This window comes from Klebsiella sp. JN_Kp121 (assembly GCF_040062145.1).
In the GTDB taxonomy this organism is placed as follows: domain Bacteria; phylum Pseudomonadota; class Gammaproteobacteria; order Enterobacterales; family Enterobacteriaceae; genus Klebsiella; species Klebsiella aerogenes.
The window spans coordinates 253,653-268,644 of sequence record NZ_JBEAHX010000001.1; the positions used below are offsets into that span (position 1 = coordinate 253,653).

13 protein-coding genes are annotated in these 14,992 nt (G+C 56.4%); 5 read left to right on the forward strand and 8 right to left on the reverse strand.

Going from position 1 to position 14,992, the window contains the following annotated elements:
* Window positions 1-49 precede the first annotated feature (49 nt).
* Window positions 50-1,354, forward strand: a complete 1,305-nt coding sequence (locus ABLU86_RS01260; RefSeq protein ID WP_015367902.1) for an inosine/guanosine kinase — start codon at window positions 50-52, stop codon at window positions 1,352-1,354.
* A gap of 40 nt (window positions 1,355-1,394) precedes the next feature.
* Here the strand turns inward: ABLU86_RS01260 and ybaL are convergent, their stop codons facing one another.
* Window positions 1,395-3,071 carry a YbaL family putative K(+) efflux transporter gene (gene ybaL / locus ABLU86_RS01265; protein WP_015367901.1) on the reverse strand — a complete coding sequence of 559 codons (1,677 nt, stop codon included), beginning with the start codon at window positions 3,069-3,071 and terminating at the stop codon, window positions 1,395-1,397.
* 235 nt (window positions 3,072-3,306) lie between these two features.
* On the reverse strand, window positions 3,307-4,527 hold the full coding sequence (locus ABLU86_RS01270) for an MFS transporter (RefSeq protein ID WP_015367899.1): 1,221 nt from the start codon (window positions 4,525-4,527) through the stop codon (window positions 3,307-3,309).
* 170 nt (window positions 4,528-4,697) lie between these two features.
* On the opposite strand from ABLU86_RS01270, the gene ushA reads away from it, so the two are divergent.
* Window positions 4,698-6,350, forward strand: a complete 1,653-nt coding sequence (gene ushA, locus ABLU86_RS01275) for a bifunctional UDP-sugar hydrolase/5'-nucleotidase UshA (protein WP_020079445.1) — start codon at window positions 4,698-4,700, stop codon at window positions 6,348-6,350.
* A gap of 58 nt (window positions 6,351-6,408) precedes the next feature.
* Here ushA and ybaK read toward each other — a convergent pair whose 3' ends face one another.
* The 3 genes from ybaK to copA all read right to left on the reverse strand — a co-directional run bounded on the left by ybaK (window position 6,409) and on the right by copA (window position 10,518).
* Window positions 6,409-6,888 (reverse strand): Cys-tRNA(Pro)/Cys-tRNA(Cys) deacylase YbaK, encoded by a 480-nt coding sequence (gene ybaK, locus ABLU86_RS01280; RefSeq protein ID WP_015367897.1) that lies wholly within the window; start codon window positions 6,886-6,888, stop codon window positions 6,409-6,411.
* A gap of 201 nt (window positions 6,889-7,089) precedes the next feature.
* Window positions 7,090-7,884: a TraB/GumN family protein gene (locus ABLU86_RS01285; protein ID WP_015367896.1), complete on the reverse strand. Its 795-nt coding sequence runs from the start codon at window positions 7,882-7,884 to the stop codon at window positions 7,090-7,092.
* 132 nt (window positions 7,885-8,016) lie between these two features.
* Complete coding sequence (copA, locus tag ABLU86_RS01290) at window positions 8,017-10,518, reverse strand: copper-exporting P-type ATPase CopA (protein ID WP_048228458.1); 2,502 nt, start codon at window positions 10,516-10,518, stop codon at window positions 8,017-8,019.
* 105 nt (window positions 10,519-10,623) lie between these two features.
* On the opposite strand from copA, the gene cueR reads away from it, so the two are divergent.
* Window positions 10,624-11,034, forward strand: a complete 411-nt coding sequence (gene cueR, locus ABLU86_RS01295; RefSeq protein WP_015367894.1) for a Cu(I)-responsive transcriptional regulator — start codon at window positions 10,624-10,626, stop codon at window positions 11,032-11,034.
* On the opposite strand, the gene ABLU86_RS01300 is transcribed toward cueR, so the two are convergent.
* Together ABLU86_RS01300 and ABLU86_RS01305 are read right to left on the reverse strand one after the other, a co-directional pair.
* Window positions 11,031-11,489: an NfeD family protein gene (locus ABLU86_RS01300; protein WP_015367893.1), complete on the reverse strand. Its 459-nt coding sequence runs from the start codon at window positions 11,487-11,489 to the stop codon at window positions 11,031-11,033. The genes cueR and ABLU86_RS01300 overlap by 4 nt on opposite strands.
* Window positions 11,486-12,403: an SPFH domain-containing protein gene (locus ABLU86_RS01305; protein ID WP_020079443.1), complete on the reverse strand. Its 918-nt coding sequence runs from the start codon at window positions 12,401-12,403 to the stop codon at window positions 11,486-11,488. The genes ABLU86_RS01300 and ABLU86_RS01305 overlap by 4 nt, the downstream gene beginning before the upstream one ends.
* 139 nt (window positions 12,404-12,542) lie before the next feature.
* On the opposite strand from ABLU86_RS01305, the gene fetA reads away from it, so the two are divergent.
* Together fetA and fetB are read left to right on the forward strand one after the other, a co-directional pair.
* Complete coding sequence (fetA, locus tag ABLU86_RS01310; RefSeq protein WP_032707561.1) at window positions 12,543-13,220, forward strand: iron ABC transporter ATP-binding protein FetA; 678 nt, start codon at window positions 12,543-12,545, stop codon at window positions 13,218-13,220.
* Window positions 13,207-13,989 carry an iron export ABC transporter permease subunit FetB gene (gene fetB / locus ABLU86_RS01315; RefSeq protein ID WP_015367890.1) on the forward strand — a complete coding sequence of 261 codons (783 nt, stop codon included), beginning with the start codon at window positions 13,207-13,209 and terminating at the stop codon, window positions 13,987-13,989. The genes fetA and fetB overlap by 14 nt, the downstream gene beginning before the upstream one ends.
* Before the next feature lie 94 nt (window positions 13,990-14,083).
* Here fetB and ABLU86_RS01320 read toward each other — a convergent pair whose 3' ends face one another.
* Window positions 14,084-14,938, reverse strand: a complete 855-nt coding sequence (locus ABLU86_RS01320; RefSeq protein ID WP_015367889.1) for a co-chaperone YbbN — start codon at window positions 14,936-14,938, stop codon at window positions 14,084-14,086.
* Window positions 14,939-14,992: the final 54 nt, after the last annotated feature.

Sequence of the window (14,992 nt, forward strand, 5' to 3'; positions counted from 1 at the left end):
GGGAATATGCTACTATTCCCCGCTTGTTCCCTGTCATTAAATCGCCACTATGAAATTTCCCGGTAAACGCAAATCTAAACACTATTTCCCCGTTAGCGCTCGCGATCCGCTGCTGCAACAAATTCAGCCAGAAAATGAGTCCAACGTCTCCTGGGTGGTTGGCATCGACCAGACGCTGGTGGATATCGAAGCGAAAGTGGATGAGGCGTTTATCGTACGCTACGGCCTGAGCGCCGGTCATTCGCTGGTAATTGAAGATGATGTCGCCGAAGCGTTGTATCAGGAACTGGTACGCGACGGCCTGATCACACATCAATTTGCCGGCGGCACCATTGGCAATACCATGCACAATTATTCGGTGCTGGCGGACGACCGCTCGGTGCTGCTCGGCGTGATGTGCAGCAACATTGAGATCGGCGGCTACGCTTATCGCTACTTGTGCAATACCTCCAGCCGTACTGACCTGAACTACCTGCAGGGCGTTGATGGCGCCATTGGCCGCTGTTTTACGCTGATTAGCGATAGCGGCGAACGTACCTTTGCCATCAGTCCTGGTCACATGAACAAGCTGCGTCCGGAAAGCATTCCGGAAGAGGTGATTGCCGGCGCTTCCGCGCTGGTGCTAACCTCCTACCTCGTGCGCTGTAAGCCGGGCGAGCCGATGCCGGACGCGACGATGAAAGCCATTGAGTATGCCAAAAAGCATGATGTGCCGGTGGTGCTGACGCTGGGAACGAAATACGTGATTGCTGACAACCCGCAATGGTGGCAGCAGTTCCTCAAGGAACACGTTTCGATTCTGGCGATGAATGAAGAAGAAGCGGAAGCGCTGACCGGTATCGCCGACCCTCTCACCGCGGCGGATAAAGCGCTGGACTGGGTCGACCTGGTGCTATGTACCGCAGGACCGGCGGGTCTCTATATGGCGAGCTTCACCGAAGAGGAAGCGAAGCGTAAAACGCAGCATCCGCTTCTGCCGGGGGCGATTGCCGAGTTCAACCAGTATGAATTCAGCCGCGCGATGCGCCATCAGGATTGTGTTAATCCGCTGCGTATCTATTCGCACATCGCGCCTTATATGGGCGGCCCGGAGAAGATCATGAACACCAACGGCGCAGGCGACGGCGCGCTGGCGGCGTTGTTGCATGATATCACCGCCAATAACTACCATCGTAATAACGTGCCGAATTCCAGCAAACATAAATGCAAATGGCTGACCTACTCATCGCTGGCGCAGGTGTGCAAATACGCCAACCGCGTCAGCTATCAGGTGCTGAATCAGCATTCGCCGCGTTTAACCCGCGGCCTGCCGGAGCGGGAAGATAGTCTGGAAGAGGCCTACTGGGACCGTTAATCCCGTGGATAAGCGTACGCCCCGCGAGCGGGGCGTCGGATCAACCGGTAACAATCTCGCCAGCCGGCGGCGTTTCCAGCAGACGTAACATCGCCCGCGCGATTTCGCGTTCCCCCATCACCACCTGATTGGCTCCGCGTTCGGTAATATAATCGACCTCATCGTCGTAATGGGCGCGGGCGATAATCTCAATGTTCGGGCATTTTTCCCGCGCTGAGGCGACAATTTCACCGGCTTCATAGCCGTTAGGGATGGTCAGCAGCAGCCAGCGGGCGCAGTCGAGATGCGCCAGATTCATGATCTCTTCGTTGGCGGCATTGCCCAACACGGCGCTGATGCCGCGCTCACGCAGCTCATCCACGCGGGTGCGGGAGGTTTCAATCACCACCAGCGGGATCCCCTGAGCCATCAGTTTCTCGCCAAGCAGGCTGCCGACGCGGCCAAAGCCGACCAGCAGCGCATGGTTGCAGATATCCACCGGCACCTGTTTTTCGTCTTCCAGCACCTCTTCCAGCGTTTGTTCGTCGAGAGTTTCGGTTTTATCGAGATATTTTTCCAGCAGGGTAAACAGCACCGGGTTGAGCATAATCGAAATAATCGCCCCGGCCAGCACCAGGTTCTGCCCGGCCTGCGGCAGCAGATCCAGCGCCATGCCGAGACCGGCAAGAATAAAGGCGAATTCCCCGATTTGCGCCAGGCTGGCGGCGATGGTCAGGGCGGTACGCGGCGAGTGACCGAACATACGTACCAGGAAGAAAGCGGCGGCGGATTTACCAAAGATGATAATCGCCAGCGTCGCCAGCACCGCCAGCGGCTGTTCGACCAGGATCATCGGGTCAAATAGCATCCCGACGGAGACAAAGAACAGCACCGCGAAGGCGTCGCGCAGCGGCAGCGTATCGTGAGCGGCGCGGTGGCTGAGTTCGGATTCGTTAAGCACCATCCCGGCGAAGAATGCGCCAAGGGCGAAGGAGACGTCGAACAGCTCAACGGCGCCGAAGGCGATGCCGAGCGCCAGCGCCAGTACCGACAGGGTAAATAGTTCGCGTGAGCCTGTTGCCGCGCTGCGCGACATGATCCACGGCACCAGACGGCGGCCCACCAGCATCATAATGGCGATAAAGGCGACGACTTTACCGATGGTAATGCCCATATCGAGCGCCAGTGACGCCAGCCCAACATCGCCTTTTTCGACCATTCCGGCGATAGCGGGCAGCAGCACCAGCGTCAGTACCATCACTAAATCTTCAACGATCAGCCAGCCGATGGCGATTTGCCCACGCTGGCTATCAATAAGCTGCCGTTCCTCCAGCGCGCGCAGCAGCACCACGGTACTGGCGGTGGAAAGACACAGGCCAAAAACGATGCCGGTCATCAGCGACCAGCCGAGCAGGGAAGAGAGCGCCATCCCGAGCAGCGTCGCCACGGCTATCTGGGCGATGGCTCCGGGAATGGCTATCGACTTTACCGCCATGAGATCTTTCAGCGAAAAGTGCAGCCCGACGCCAAACATCAGCAAGATGACGCCAAGTTCGGCCAGTTCAGGCGCAAGCTTGGTATCCGCAACAAAACCAGGAGTAAATGGACCGGCCAGCACGCCCGCTAATAAATATCCTACCAGTGGTGAAATACGTAGCTTATTGGCAATCATGCCGAGGATAAAGGCGAGCACAAGGCCGCCGACAATGGTGGTGATTAGCGGTGTTGCGTGATGCATTCCGTCTCCTTGCGTGTGGTGAGCCGATCCATTTTCGCTACTTAAAGCAAAAAACCGATTAATAGTTTATGACACTTTTGCTCGTTTTGTTTATGAATAATTATTGAAATTTGCGAAAAATTGGAATTACGGCTGCAAAAAGCACAGACAGGAAAATGGCGACGGGTCATGGCGGCGTAATGCTGATGGGATAAGGGGTTGTGGCGGCCAAACTTTCACTTTGGCCGCCAGATACTCAGGCTTTTTGATGGTTATTAGGCAGGAATATCGTCAGAATGCCGAGAAGCGGCAGGAAAGCACAGATTTTATAAACCAGATCGATGCTGGTATGGTCGGCTAACAACCCCAACACCGCGGCGCCAAGGCCGCCCATGCCAAACGCGAAGCCGAAGAACAGGCCGGAAACCATACCGATTCTCCCCGGCAACAGCTCCTGGGCATAGACCAGGATAGCGGAAAAGGCTGATGCGAGGATAAAACCAATTATCACCGTCAGGATCCCGGTCCATTCCAGCGATGCGTACGGTAAAATAAGGGTAAAGGGCGCCACGCCGAGGATAGAGCCCCAAATTACATATTTACGACCAATCTTATCGCCAACAGGCCCGCCAATCACCGTTCCTGCGGCCACTGCAAACAGGAAGGCGAACAAGTGAAGTTGGGCGTTTTGCACCGATAATCCGAATTTGTGTATCAGATAAAAGGTGTAATAGCTGCTAATGCTCGCCATGTAGAAGTATTTGGAGAAAATCAGCATTAACAGAATGCTGACGGCCAGGATGACCTTGTTACGCGGCAGCGGATTAACGATAACCGGCTTCGGTTTGCCTTTATTCATTCTGTGTTGCGCGGCATACCAGCGGCTGATTTGCGACAGCACGACGATCGCCAGCAGCGCGGCCAGCACGAACCAGGCGACGTTGCCTTTGCCGTAGGGGGCGATGATTACCGCCGCCAGCAGCGGCCCTAGCGAACTGCCGAAGTTACCGCCAACCTGGAACAGCGATTGCGCCAGGCCGTGACGGCCGCCGGAAGCCATCCGCGCCACGCGTGAGGACTCCGGATGGAAGACCGAAGAGCCGGTGCCGACCAGCGCGGCGGCCAGCAGCACCATGCCGAAGCTGCCGGCCAGCGCTAACAGAATTAAGCCGCAGAGGGTGAAACACATCCCCACCGGTAATGACCACGGCATCGAGCGTTTATCGGTGATGTAGCCAATCACCGGCTGGAAAAGCGATGACGTCAGCTGGAAGGTGAGGGTGATCATGCCGATCTGCACGAAAGTTAACGAGAATTCCGCCTGCAGCAGCGGATAAATCGCCAGGATGAGCGACTGGATCATGTCGTTTAGCAGATGGGAAAGGCTAATTGCCCCCAGGATGCCAAAAGAGGTGCGCGCTTTTTGCGGCGGCGCGCCGGTACCGGGTAAGGACTGAGCGGATTGGTTGGTTGTCATAGGTTCACTTCAGCGAGTTCTATTTGTTGTAGAGAATGCAGGTTGAATTATTATCCGACTAACATACCTGTCCCCAAGGTTTGAAGGAAGTCGCAATTCTGAAAACATATTTGTCAAAGCGGCTGACTCGCTATACTTTCGGCACTTGTTATTAAGTCAGGGAGTGAAACATGCATTATTTAAAACGCGGCGTAGCGCTGGCGTTATTCGCCGCCTTATCGCTGGGCAGCCTGTCAGCGCAGGCCTATGAGCAGGACAAAACCTATAAAATCACCATCCTGCACACTAACGACCACCACGGTCATTTCTGGCGCAACGACTATGGCGAATATGGCCTTGCGGCACAGAAGACGCTGGTGGACGGTATCCGCAAAGAGGTGGCGGCCGAAGGCGGTAGCGTCCTGCTGCTGTCCGGCGGCGATATCAATACCGGGGTGCCGGAATCTGATTTACAGGATGCAGAACCTGATTTTCGCGGCATGAACCTGATTGGCTACGATGCCATGGCGGTTGGCAACCATGAGTTTGATAACCCGCTCAGCGTGCTGCGCCAGCAGGAGAAGTGGTCGAAGTTCCCTTTCCTGTCGGCCAATATCTATCAGAAAAGCACCGGCGAACGCCTGTTTAAACCCTGGGCGCTGTTTAAGCGCGGCGGGCTTAAAATTGCGGTGATTGGCTTAACGACCGACGATACGGCGAAAATCGGCAACCCGGAATATTTCACCGATATCGAATTCCGTAATCCGGCGGCAGAAGCCAAGCTGGTGATTCAGGAACTGCAGCAAAATGAAAAGCCGGACGTGATTCTGGCGACCACCCATATGGGCCACTATGACAACGGTAATCACGGCTCTAACGCGCCGGGCGACGTTGAAATGGCGCGGAGTTTACCTGCGGGATCGCTGGCGATGATCGTCGGCGGCCATTCGCAGGATCCGGTCTGCATGGCCTCGGAAAATAAAAAGCAGGTCGATTATATCCCCGGCACCCCGTGCGCGCCGGATCGCCAGAATGGCATCTGGATCGTGCAGGCTCACGAGTGGGGTAAATATGTCGGACGCGCAGATTTTGAATTCCGCAACGGGGAGATGAAGCTGGTGCACTATCAGCTGATCCCGGTCAACCTGAAGAAGAAAGTCACCTGGGATAACGGTCAGAGCGAGCGTGTATTGTATACGCCGCAAATTGCTGAAAACCCGCAGATGCTCTCGCTGTTAACGCCGTTCCAGAATAAAGGCAAGGCGCAGTTACAGGTGAAAATAGGCAGCGTCAACGGCCATCTTGAAGGCGATCGCAGCAAAGTTCGCTTCGTACAAACCAATATGGGGCGTCTGCTGCTGGCGGCGCAGATGGCGCGCAGCAATGCTGATTTCGCGGTGATGAGCGGCGGCGGTATTCGCGACTCTATCGAAGCGGGTGATATTACCTATAAAGACGTGATGAAAGTGCAGCCGTTCGGCAACGTGCTGACTTACGTCGATATGAGCGGTAAAGAGGTGACTGAGTATCTGACCGCCGTCGCGCAGATGAAGCCGGATTCCGGCGCTTATCCGCAGTTCGCCAACGTCAGTTTCGTTGCCAAAGATGGCAAGCTTAACGATCTGAAAATCAAAGGCGAACCGGTGGATCCGGCGAAAACTTACCGTATGGCGACGCTGAGCTTTAACGCCACCGGCGGCGACGGCTACCCGCACATCGATAATAAACCGGGATATGTCAATACCGGCTTTATCGATGCCGAGGTGCTGAAAGAGTACATCGAGAAGAACTCGCCGCTGGATGCGGCGGCTTACGAGCCGAAGGGCGAGGTCAGCTGGCAGTAAGCTATCGCTTAACGGTGCCCGGATAAGGCGCGTGTGCCGCTATCCGGGTTCCGGTCTCTCAATCGCGGCGGGCGATATCGGCGAACTTCGCGTCCAGAAGCTTCGCCAGATCGCTTGCCGCCAGTTCGATGTCGAGCCCGCGTTTGCCGCCGGAAATATAGATGGTGGCAAACTCCTGCGCCGGAGCATCAATCACCGTCGGCAGGCGCTTTTTCTGCCCCAGCGGGCTGATGCCGCCGACCAGGTATCCGGTGATCCGCTGTGCGACCATTGGGTCGGCCATATCTACCTTCTTGGCGCCCAGCGCTTTGGCCACTTTCTTCAAATCCAACTGTCCGGCAACCGGGGTGACGGCGACCGCCAGATGTTTCATATCGCCGTTAACGGCAACTAATAGCGTCTTGTAAACCTGATCCGCATTGAGCCCCAGCTTGCGAACCACTTCATCGCCAAAATTGGTCTCTTGAGGATCGTGTTCGTAGCTGTGGATCTGAAAGGTAATTTTGTTTTTTTCGAGTAATTTAACGGCGGGAGTCATAGTAATCCTTCTTACCAACCGACCTAACGTATGACCAGCATACGCGTGAGGGTTGTATAAAAAATAGTACCATCTTGCGCAATAGTATTGGCAGTGATGGTCACTTTGAGCGACAATCAGACGATCCGGGATGTATATCCCGGGATAATAATAATGATGAAATTCCTCTTTGACGGGCCAATAGCAATATTGGCCATTTTTTTACGTCAACATATCCGGCAGGTTCCCTTCGCCATACAGATGCAGCGCGCCGACAGCGACCACATAGCGCCCCGGCGGCAGAGCAAGCAGCGTGTCGCGCCAGGCTATGTTGCGCTGATGCATCAGTACATCATATAAAGATTGGCTGAAGGTCGTTGGCAGCGTTTCCGCGCCGCGCGACGGCGGTTGCTCCAGCCACCAGCCGATCATCACCTGCAGTAAACGGGCGTTGGTGCGCCAGTGGGTCAACGTATCTTCCAGCAGCGCCTTACCAGCGTCTGGTAGATTGCGCAGGAGCGCGATTTGGCTATCGGCGCCTTCCAGCTCCATCACCCTTATGTTGCTCTCGCGGGCAGCCATCAGCAACTGATAATCAATGCCGTAATCGGGCCGTAATCCCAGTTTTTGCGCCTGAGTGGCTTGTAGCACCATCGCCACCTGCCACAGCGGCTGGCTATCGAAAAGATCGACCGACAAACCCAGCTCGCCGGCGCGTGAGCGTAATTCTGCTAATTGCGTTTCGCTCAGACGTTCAGCCAGCGGGGGATAAGAGGGGAGATTACTGAAAGGCGTTTCATTACCGGTGATGTCCGCTTCGACGATTAAGGCGTCGGCCTGACGTATTTTTTTCAGTAGCTTAGCCGGCGGCGGCGCCATGTCGCGGGTGCCCATATGGATGCTGCCGACGAGGTGTAAATAACGTTCGCCGGGCAGGACGATATCCATTGCAGGCCAGGAATAAGACGAGCCGACGGCGGCTCGCCACAGCATTTTTATTCGGTTTAACAGGCCCATACGCGCTCCGAAGTGTGAGGCATTCATGCTAGCGCATCTGGTAGTGGCCGTCATCTTTCCCGCGGGTTTTTATTGTCGCCAGGAAATAAACGGGCGCTGAGTAACCTCAGCGCCCGTTTTCCTGTGATTGCGCTAATCTTTCGGTTTAAAGCGCAGCAGGCGGTTAGCGTTACTCACCACGGTGATTGACGACAGCGCCATTGCCGCGCCGGCGACCACCGGGTTCAGCAGGGTACCGGTCAGCGGCCAGAGGATCCCGGCGGCAATCGGGATACCCAGCGAGTTATAAACAAACGCGCCCAGCAGGTTCTGTTTCATGTTGCGTAACGTCGCTTTCGAAATCGCTAAAGCATCGGCTACGCCGTTAAGGCTATGGCGCATCAGGGTGATCGCCGCAGTTTCAATAGCGACATCACTGCCGCCGCCCATGGCGATACCGACATCCGCCTGCGCCAGCGCCGGGGCGTCGTTAATACCGTCGCCGACCATCGCCACTTTGTGCCCCTGGCTCTGCAGACGTTTAATGGCATCGGCTTTGCCGTCCGGCAGCACGCCGGCTATCACTTCATCAATGCCCGCTTCTTTGGCGATGGCATTGGCGGTAGTAGGGTTATCCCCGGTCAGCATCACCAGCCGGTAGCCCTGACGATGCAGGCGCGCCAGCGCGTCGATGCTATCTTCCCGTAACGGGTCGCGGATGGCGAACAGCGCAGCGGCCTGACCATCGATCGCCAGTAGCACCGGCGTGGCGCCGCGCGAGGCCTGTGCCGTCATCTCGCTTTCCAGTTCAGCGGTAGTGATATGCTGCTCGTTAAGCAGCGCCTGGTTGCCGAGCAGCAGTTGATGGCCTTCCGCTTCACCGCTGACGCCGAGCCCGCGCAGGGTACGGAAGCCGCTTACCTCCGGTAAAGTGCTGTCAGCGGCTTTATCGAGGATCGCCCGCGCTAGCGGATGGCTTGAACCCTGCTCGAGCGCGGCGGCAAGCCGCACGACAGTGGATTCATCAAAGCTGGCGAAGGTTTTCACGGCCACCACCTGCGGCTTGCCTTCGGTCAGGGTACCGGTTTTATCAAACACCAGGGTATCGAGCTCGCTGGCGCGCTGCAGAGCATCGGCGTCACGCACCAGCACGCCGTATTCTGCCGCCCGGCCGACGCCGGAAATAATCGACATCGGCGTCGCCAGGCCCAATGCGCATGGACAGGCGATAATCAGTACCGTGGTGGCAATGACCAGGGTATAGACGATTTGCGGCGCCGGGCCGAAGAAGTACCAGATAGCGGCGCTAATCAGCGCAATGGCTACCACTGCCGGAACAAATACCGCCGAGATTTTATCTGCCAGTTGGCCAATTTCCGGTTTGCTACTTTGCGCCTGACGTACCATACGAATAATCCGCGCCAGCGTGGTCTGGCTGCCGACGGCGCTGGCGGTAAACAGCACGCTGCCGTCCTGCACCACGGTACCGGCATGAATGGCGTCGCCATCGCCTTTTTGCTGCGGTACCGGTTCGCCGGTGAGCATGGCTTCATCAAACCAGGCTTCGCCCTGGCTTATCACGCCGTCAACCGGAACGCGATCGCCAGTGGTCAGGCGCAGGGTCATGCCGGCCTGGACTTCGGCGAGCGGCAGATCTTCTTCCCCTTCAGGCGTCACAACGCGTGCCGAAGGCGGCGTCAGGTCGAGCAGTTTTTCCAGCGCTTTCGAGGAACGCTGGCGCGCGCGGGCCTCCAGCATATGGCCGAGGTTAATCAGACCGATAATCATCGCGCTGGCTTCGTAATACAGGTGGCGCGCTTCCATCGGAAACCACTGCGGCCACAGGTTGACGCTCATTGAATATAGCCAGGCGACGCCCGTTCCCAGGGCGACCAGCGTATCCATGGTGGCGGTACCGTTTTTCAGGCTTTTCCAGGCGCTGCGGTAGAAGTGACCGCCGGCGAAGACCATCACCGCGAGGGTGACAAGGCCGATGACCAGCCACAGCGATCGATTGTCGTCGCTGACCATCATGTTATCGCCGATCATGCCCCAGACCATAACCGGTACGCCGACCAGCAGGGCGACAATCGCCTGCCAGCGAAAACGTTTCATGGTGGCGATGGCGGTTTCCTGCTGCCGTTCGCGGCGTTCCAGATCGTCTTCGATCGCCTCCGCGCCGTAGCCGGCTTTTTCCACCGCCTGCACTAATTCTGCGGCGGACGCACTGCCCATCACCAGCGCCGTGCGTTCCGCCAGGTTTACCCGCGCCTGTGAGACTCCCGGCACCGCGGCAAGCGCGTTTTGTACCCGGGAAACGCAGCTGGCGCAGCTCATGCCGTTGATCAGCAGCTGTTGACTGTCATCCTCGTCATGGGCTGCCGGAAGCTCAGGAGTGGCCGCTGTCAGTGCTTCCGACGGGATTGATGATTCTGCCAGCGGTTTAGCCTTTGGGTGGCTGAGCTCCGCGCCGTATCCGGCTTGTTTGATAGTCTCAATCAGGGCTTCAGCGCTGGCGCTGCCCGTGACGTGGGCTTCGGTAACGGTTACATCAGCCTGTTCAACGTCGGGACGTTGTTCGAGGCTCTCTTTCACGCGTTTAACGCAGTGGCCGCAGGAGAGGCCGTCAAGCGTCAGGTCGATAGTGTTAGACATAAAAAACTCCTGAATAATTTCCGGTTAATGATTGACCGAACACACTCTTTCATCGAGTATTAAGAAGGTTAAACCTTCCAGCAAGGGGAAGGTCAAGGGGGAAAAATGAATATTAGCGATGTGGCGAAAAAAACCGGTTTAACCAGCAAAGCGATTCGTTTTTACGAAGAGAAAGGGCTGGTGACGGCGCCGCTGCGCAGCGATAACGGCTACCGTACCTACACTCAGAAGCACCTTGATGAACTGACGCTGCTGCGTCAGGCGCGGCAGGTGGGATTTAACCTGGAAGAGTGCCGCGAGCTGGTGACGTTATTCAACGATCCGTCGCGGCACAGCGCCGATGTGAAAAAACGAACGCTGGAGAAAGTCGCGGATATTGAGAACCATATCCGCGAGTTGCAAAACATGCGTGCGCATCTGCTGGCGCTGGCGGACGCCTGCCCCGGCGATGAGAGCGCGGATTGCCCGATTATTGATAATCTTTCCGGCTGTTGTCACCGCAAAGCGCAGGCTTAGCGGACGGCGGCTCTTACCCGCAAGGTAATCCCTTCTACGGCGACCACCTCCACCTTGCTGCCCGCCGCGAGGTCTTCATCGGCAAGCACCGGCCAGGAGCTATCGCCGACGCGGACGTGGCCGCGGCCGTTTTCCAGCGCGCTGTCGAGAGTAAAACGGCGACCAACCAGCTGCTGGCCGCGCTGGTTAAGCTGTGCGTCGGCGGGGCGCTGCTGCCTCATGCGTTTACGCAGCCATTTTGACCACAGCCACGCCGCCAGCAGGGTAAGGACGGCAAACAGCGTCCCTTGCCATTCCCAACTGAGTGGAATAGCCCAGGTCAGCAGGCCGGTGACGACGCCAGCTACGCCGCTCCACAGCAGGTAGCCGTTGCTGCCGAGCATCTCCGCCGCCAGCAACAGCCCGCCGAGAGTCAGCCAGAAAATATGCGGATGGGCGAGGATCAGGGCGATCATGATTTTTTCCGCTCGGCGCTACTCTCTTTCAGCAGTTCGCCGATCCCGGCTATCGAGCCCATCAGGCTGCTGGCATCCAGCGGCATCAACACCACTTTGCTGTTGTTGGCGGCGCCAATCTGCTGCAGCGCGTCGGTATATTTCTGCGCCACGAAGTAGTTAATCGCCTGAATATCGCCTGAAGCGATTGCCGATGAGACCATCTGGGTGGCGCGGGCTTCCGCTTCGGCGGAACGTTCGCGGGCTTCCGCTTGCAGGAAGGCAGACTGACGTTCGCCTTCGGCTTTGAGGATCTGCGACTGCTTTTCGCCTTCGGCTTTGAGAATTTCCGCCTGGCGCACCCCTTCAGCCTCAAGGATATAGGCGCGTTTGGTTCGCTCGGCTTTCATCTGGGCGTTCATTGAGGAGATAAGCTCCGCTGGCGGGCGAACGTCGCGGATTTCGACGCGGGTGATTTTCACCCCCCACGGATTGGTGGCGTCGTCGACGATATGCAGCAGGCGGGTGTTAATGCTATCGCGCTGGGAGAGCATTTCATCCAGCTCCATCGAGCCGAGTACGGTACGAATATTGGTCATCGTCAGATTGACGATCGCCAGCTCAAGATTGCTGACTTCATAGGCGGCTTTTGGCGCATCGATCACCTGAATGAAGCAGACGGCGTCAATAGTGACGTTGGCGTTATCGCGAGAGATGACTTCCTGCGAAGGGATATCCAGCACCTGCTCCATCATGTTCACTTTACGGCCGATGCGGTCCATAAACGGCACTACTAAACTTAAACCCGGCTGCAGCGTCTGCGTGTAGCGGCCAAAGCGTTCGACGGTCCATTGATATCCCTGCGGCACGATTTTTACTGCCGCCCCCACAATGACCAGTGCGACAAAAATAAGAACGGGGATAAAAATCAGCATCAAAAACCTCCTGTCTTGTTGCCTGATGGGCGCCGCAGCGAAATGGCGCATGTTTAAACAGAGTATAACTTTCTCCTTGTTCCGGTGAAAGAAAACTGGAGTAAACTGTCTGCGTTTTAGGAAATAAACTGGACATATAATGAAGGAAAATAACGCGATTTTGCGCCTCGAGGGCGTCGGTTTTAAAACCGACGACGCGGTCATCCTGAATAATATCGATCTCCGGATTGCGGCCGGGGAATTTAAGTTGATTACCGGGCCATCCGGATGCGGCAAAAGTACGCTGCTGAAAATTATCGCCTCGCTGCTGAGCCCGACCAGCGGAGAGATTTTTTTCAACGATAAAGATATCGCCACGCTGTCGCCGGAAAACTATCGCCAGCAGGTTTCTTATTGCGCGCAAACCCCGGCGCTATTTGGCGATTCGGTCTATGACAACCTGGTCTTCCCATGGCAGATCCGCAACAAACAGCCGGATCCTAAAGCGCTGGTTGCCGATCTCGAACGCTTCGGGCTGGCGGATAATACGCTGGAGAAATCCATTAATGAGCTTTCTGGCGGTGAAAAACAGCGGGTCTCGCTCATTCGTAATTTGCAGTTTCTACCGCAGGTTCTGCTGCTTGATGAAATTACCAGCGCGCTGGATGAAAGTAATAAGCGCAACGTTAACGAGATTATTCATCGCTACGCGACGGAAAAAGGGATGGCCATTCTGTGGGTCACTCACGACCAGAACGAAATTGCCCATGCTGATGAAGTGATCACGCTACAGCCTGCCGGTGGGAAAATGCAGGAGGTAAAAAATGAACGGGCATAATATTACTAACGAATCGCTGGCGCTCTCGATGGTGCTGGTGCTGGTGGCAATCGTCGTCAGCTATCGGGAAAAATTGGCGCTGGAAAAAGATATCATCTGGAGTATTTGCCGGGCGATAGTGCAATTGATTATCGTCGGCTACGTGCTGAAATATATCTTTAACGTCAATCATGCGGTGTTGACGCTATTGATGGTGCTGTTTATCTGCTTTAACGCGGCGTGGAATGCGAAGAAGCGCAGTAAATATATCGATAAAGCTTTTGTTTCATCGTTTATCGCTATTACCACCGGCGCCGGACTAACCCTGGCGGTGCTGGTCTTCTCGGGGTCGATCGCCTTTGTGCCGATGCAGGTTATTCCGATTGCCGGCATGGTGGCCGGTAACGCCATGGTGGCGGTAGGGCTGTGCTACAACAATATGGGCCAGCGTTTTAACAGCGAGCAGCAGCAGATTCAGGAGAAGCTAAGTCTTGGCGCGACGCCGAAGATGGCCTCCGCGCGGCTGATCCGCGATAGCATACGCGCATCGTTGATTCCCACGGTAGATTCGGCGAAAACGGTCGGGCTGGTGAGTTTGCCGGGCATGATGTCGGGGTTGATTTTCGCCGGGATAGATCCGGTGAAGGCGATTAAGTATCAGATTATGGTCACGTTTATGTTGCTATCGACCGCCAGCCTGTCGACGATTATCGCTGGCTATCTGACCTACCGGAAGTTCTTCAATGCCCGCCATCAATTGGTTGTGACGCAGTTGAAAAAGCGCCCGTAAGTATTCCCGGGTAGCGGCTTACGCCTTACCCGGGCTACCACGGCGTAATCTGTAGCCCGGATAAGCGTAGCGCTATCCGGATCAGCGCCTCTGATTAATACAGCAATGAATACAGCTGGCGGCGGTATTTCGCCGCCAGGGCGTCGCCGGTGCCGAGCGCCGCGAGGATCTCCTGCAGCATTTTGCGCACCTGGCCATCGCCGGCGCCTAAATCTTTTTGCAGATGCGTGAACAGCAGCGCCAGCGCTTCTTCGTTGCGCCCGACCTGGTGCAGCTGCAACGCCAGCTGAGACGCCAGCGCCGCGTCGTCCGGGTTCTGCTCGACCTGCTGCTGCAGTTGCTGGATTTCCGGGGTATCAGCCGCTTGTTTAAGCAGTTCAATCTGCGCCACCAGCCCCTGATAACGGGTGTCCTGATCCTGCAGCGGCACAGTTTTCAGCACGCTTTCAGCTTCATCGGAACGCTGCAGGGCAATTAGCGTTTCCGCCAGCAGCAGGCCAATCTGGCTATCCTGGTTAGACAACTGCCAGGCGTCTTTCAGCAGCGGCAGCGCGTCGGCGTATTTTTCTTCCTGCATCAGCGCCAGCGCTTCCTGCGCTTTCAATTCTTCTTCGCGCGGCAGCACTTTATCCAGCAGGGCGCGGATGGCCTCTTCCGGCTGCGGGCCTTCAAAACCATCTACCGGCTGGCCGTTCTGGAAAAGATACACCGTTGGGATCGCGCGCAGACCAAACTGCGAAGCCAGCATTTGCTCCGCGTCGCAATCTACCTTCGCCAGCGTAAACTGACCGTGGTATTGGGCGGCCAGGCGCTCAAGCACCGGCGTCAGTTGTTCGCAGTGCTGGCTACGGGCGGACCAGAAATAAAACAGCACCGGCGCGTTCATGGATTGCTGCAGCGTCTGCTGCAGATTAGCTTCGGTAATATTGACAATATTCTGTTCGGACATGAGCGTATCTCGTTGGTCGATTTCTGTTTTAGATGGGGGCGACATTCAGCGCTT

Excerpts from the sequence above, each read along its gene's own strand:
- ybaK (WP_015367897.1), bottom strand. The coding sequence starts at position 6,888 with ATGACTCCCGCCGTTAAATTACTCGAAAAAAACAAAATTACCTTTCAG.
- ABLU86_RS01320 (WP_015367889.1), bottom strand. The coding sequence starts at position 14,938 with ATGTCCGAACAGAATATTGTCAATATTACCGAAGCTAATCTGCAGCAG.
- ybaL (WP_015367901.1), bottom strand. The coding sequence starts at position 3,071 with ATGCATCACGCAACACCGCTAATCACCACCATTGTCGGCGGCCTTGTG.
- ABLU86_RS01300 (WP_015367893.1), bottom strand. The coding sequence starts at position 11,489 with ATGATCGCCCTGATCCTCGCCCATCCGCATATTTTCTGGCTGACTCTC.
- cueR (WP_015367894.1), top strand. The coding sequence starts at position 10,624 with ATGAATATTAGCGATGTGGCGAAAAAAACCGGTTTAACCAGCAAAGCG.
- fetA (WP_032707561.1), top strand. The coding sequence starts at position 12,543 with ATGAAGGAAAATAACGCGATTTTGCGCCTCGAGGGCGTCGGTTTTAAA.
- ABLU86_RS01285 (WP_015367896.1), bottom strand. The coding sequence starts at position 7,884 with ATGGGCCTGTTAAACCGAATAAAAATGCTGTGGCGAGCCGCCGTCGGC.
- copA (WP_048228458.1), bottom strand. The coding sequence starts at position 10,518 with ATGTCTAACACTATCGACCTGACGCTTGACGGCCTCTCCTGCGGCCAC.
- ushA (WP_020079445.1), top strand. The coding sequence starts at position 4,698 with ATGCATTATTTAAAACGCGGCGTAGCGCTGGCGTTATTCGCCGCCTTA.
- ABLU86_RS01260 (WP_015367902.1), top strand. The coding sequence starts at position 50 with ATGAAATTTCCCGGTAAACGCAAATCTAAACACTATTTCCCCGTTAGC.
- ABLU86_RS01270 (WP_015367899.1), bottom strand. The coding sequence starts at position 4,527 with ATGACAACCAACCAATCCGCTCAGTCCTTACCCGGTACCGGCGCGCCG.
- ABLU86_RS01305 (WP_020079443.1), bottom strand. The coding sequence starts at position 12,403 with ATGCTGATTTTTATCCCCGTTCTTATTTTTGTCGCACTGGTCATTGTG.
- fetB (WP_015367890.1), top strand. The coding sequence starts at position 13,207 with ATGAACGGGCATAATATTACTAACGAATCGCTGGCGCTCTCGATGGTG.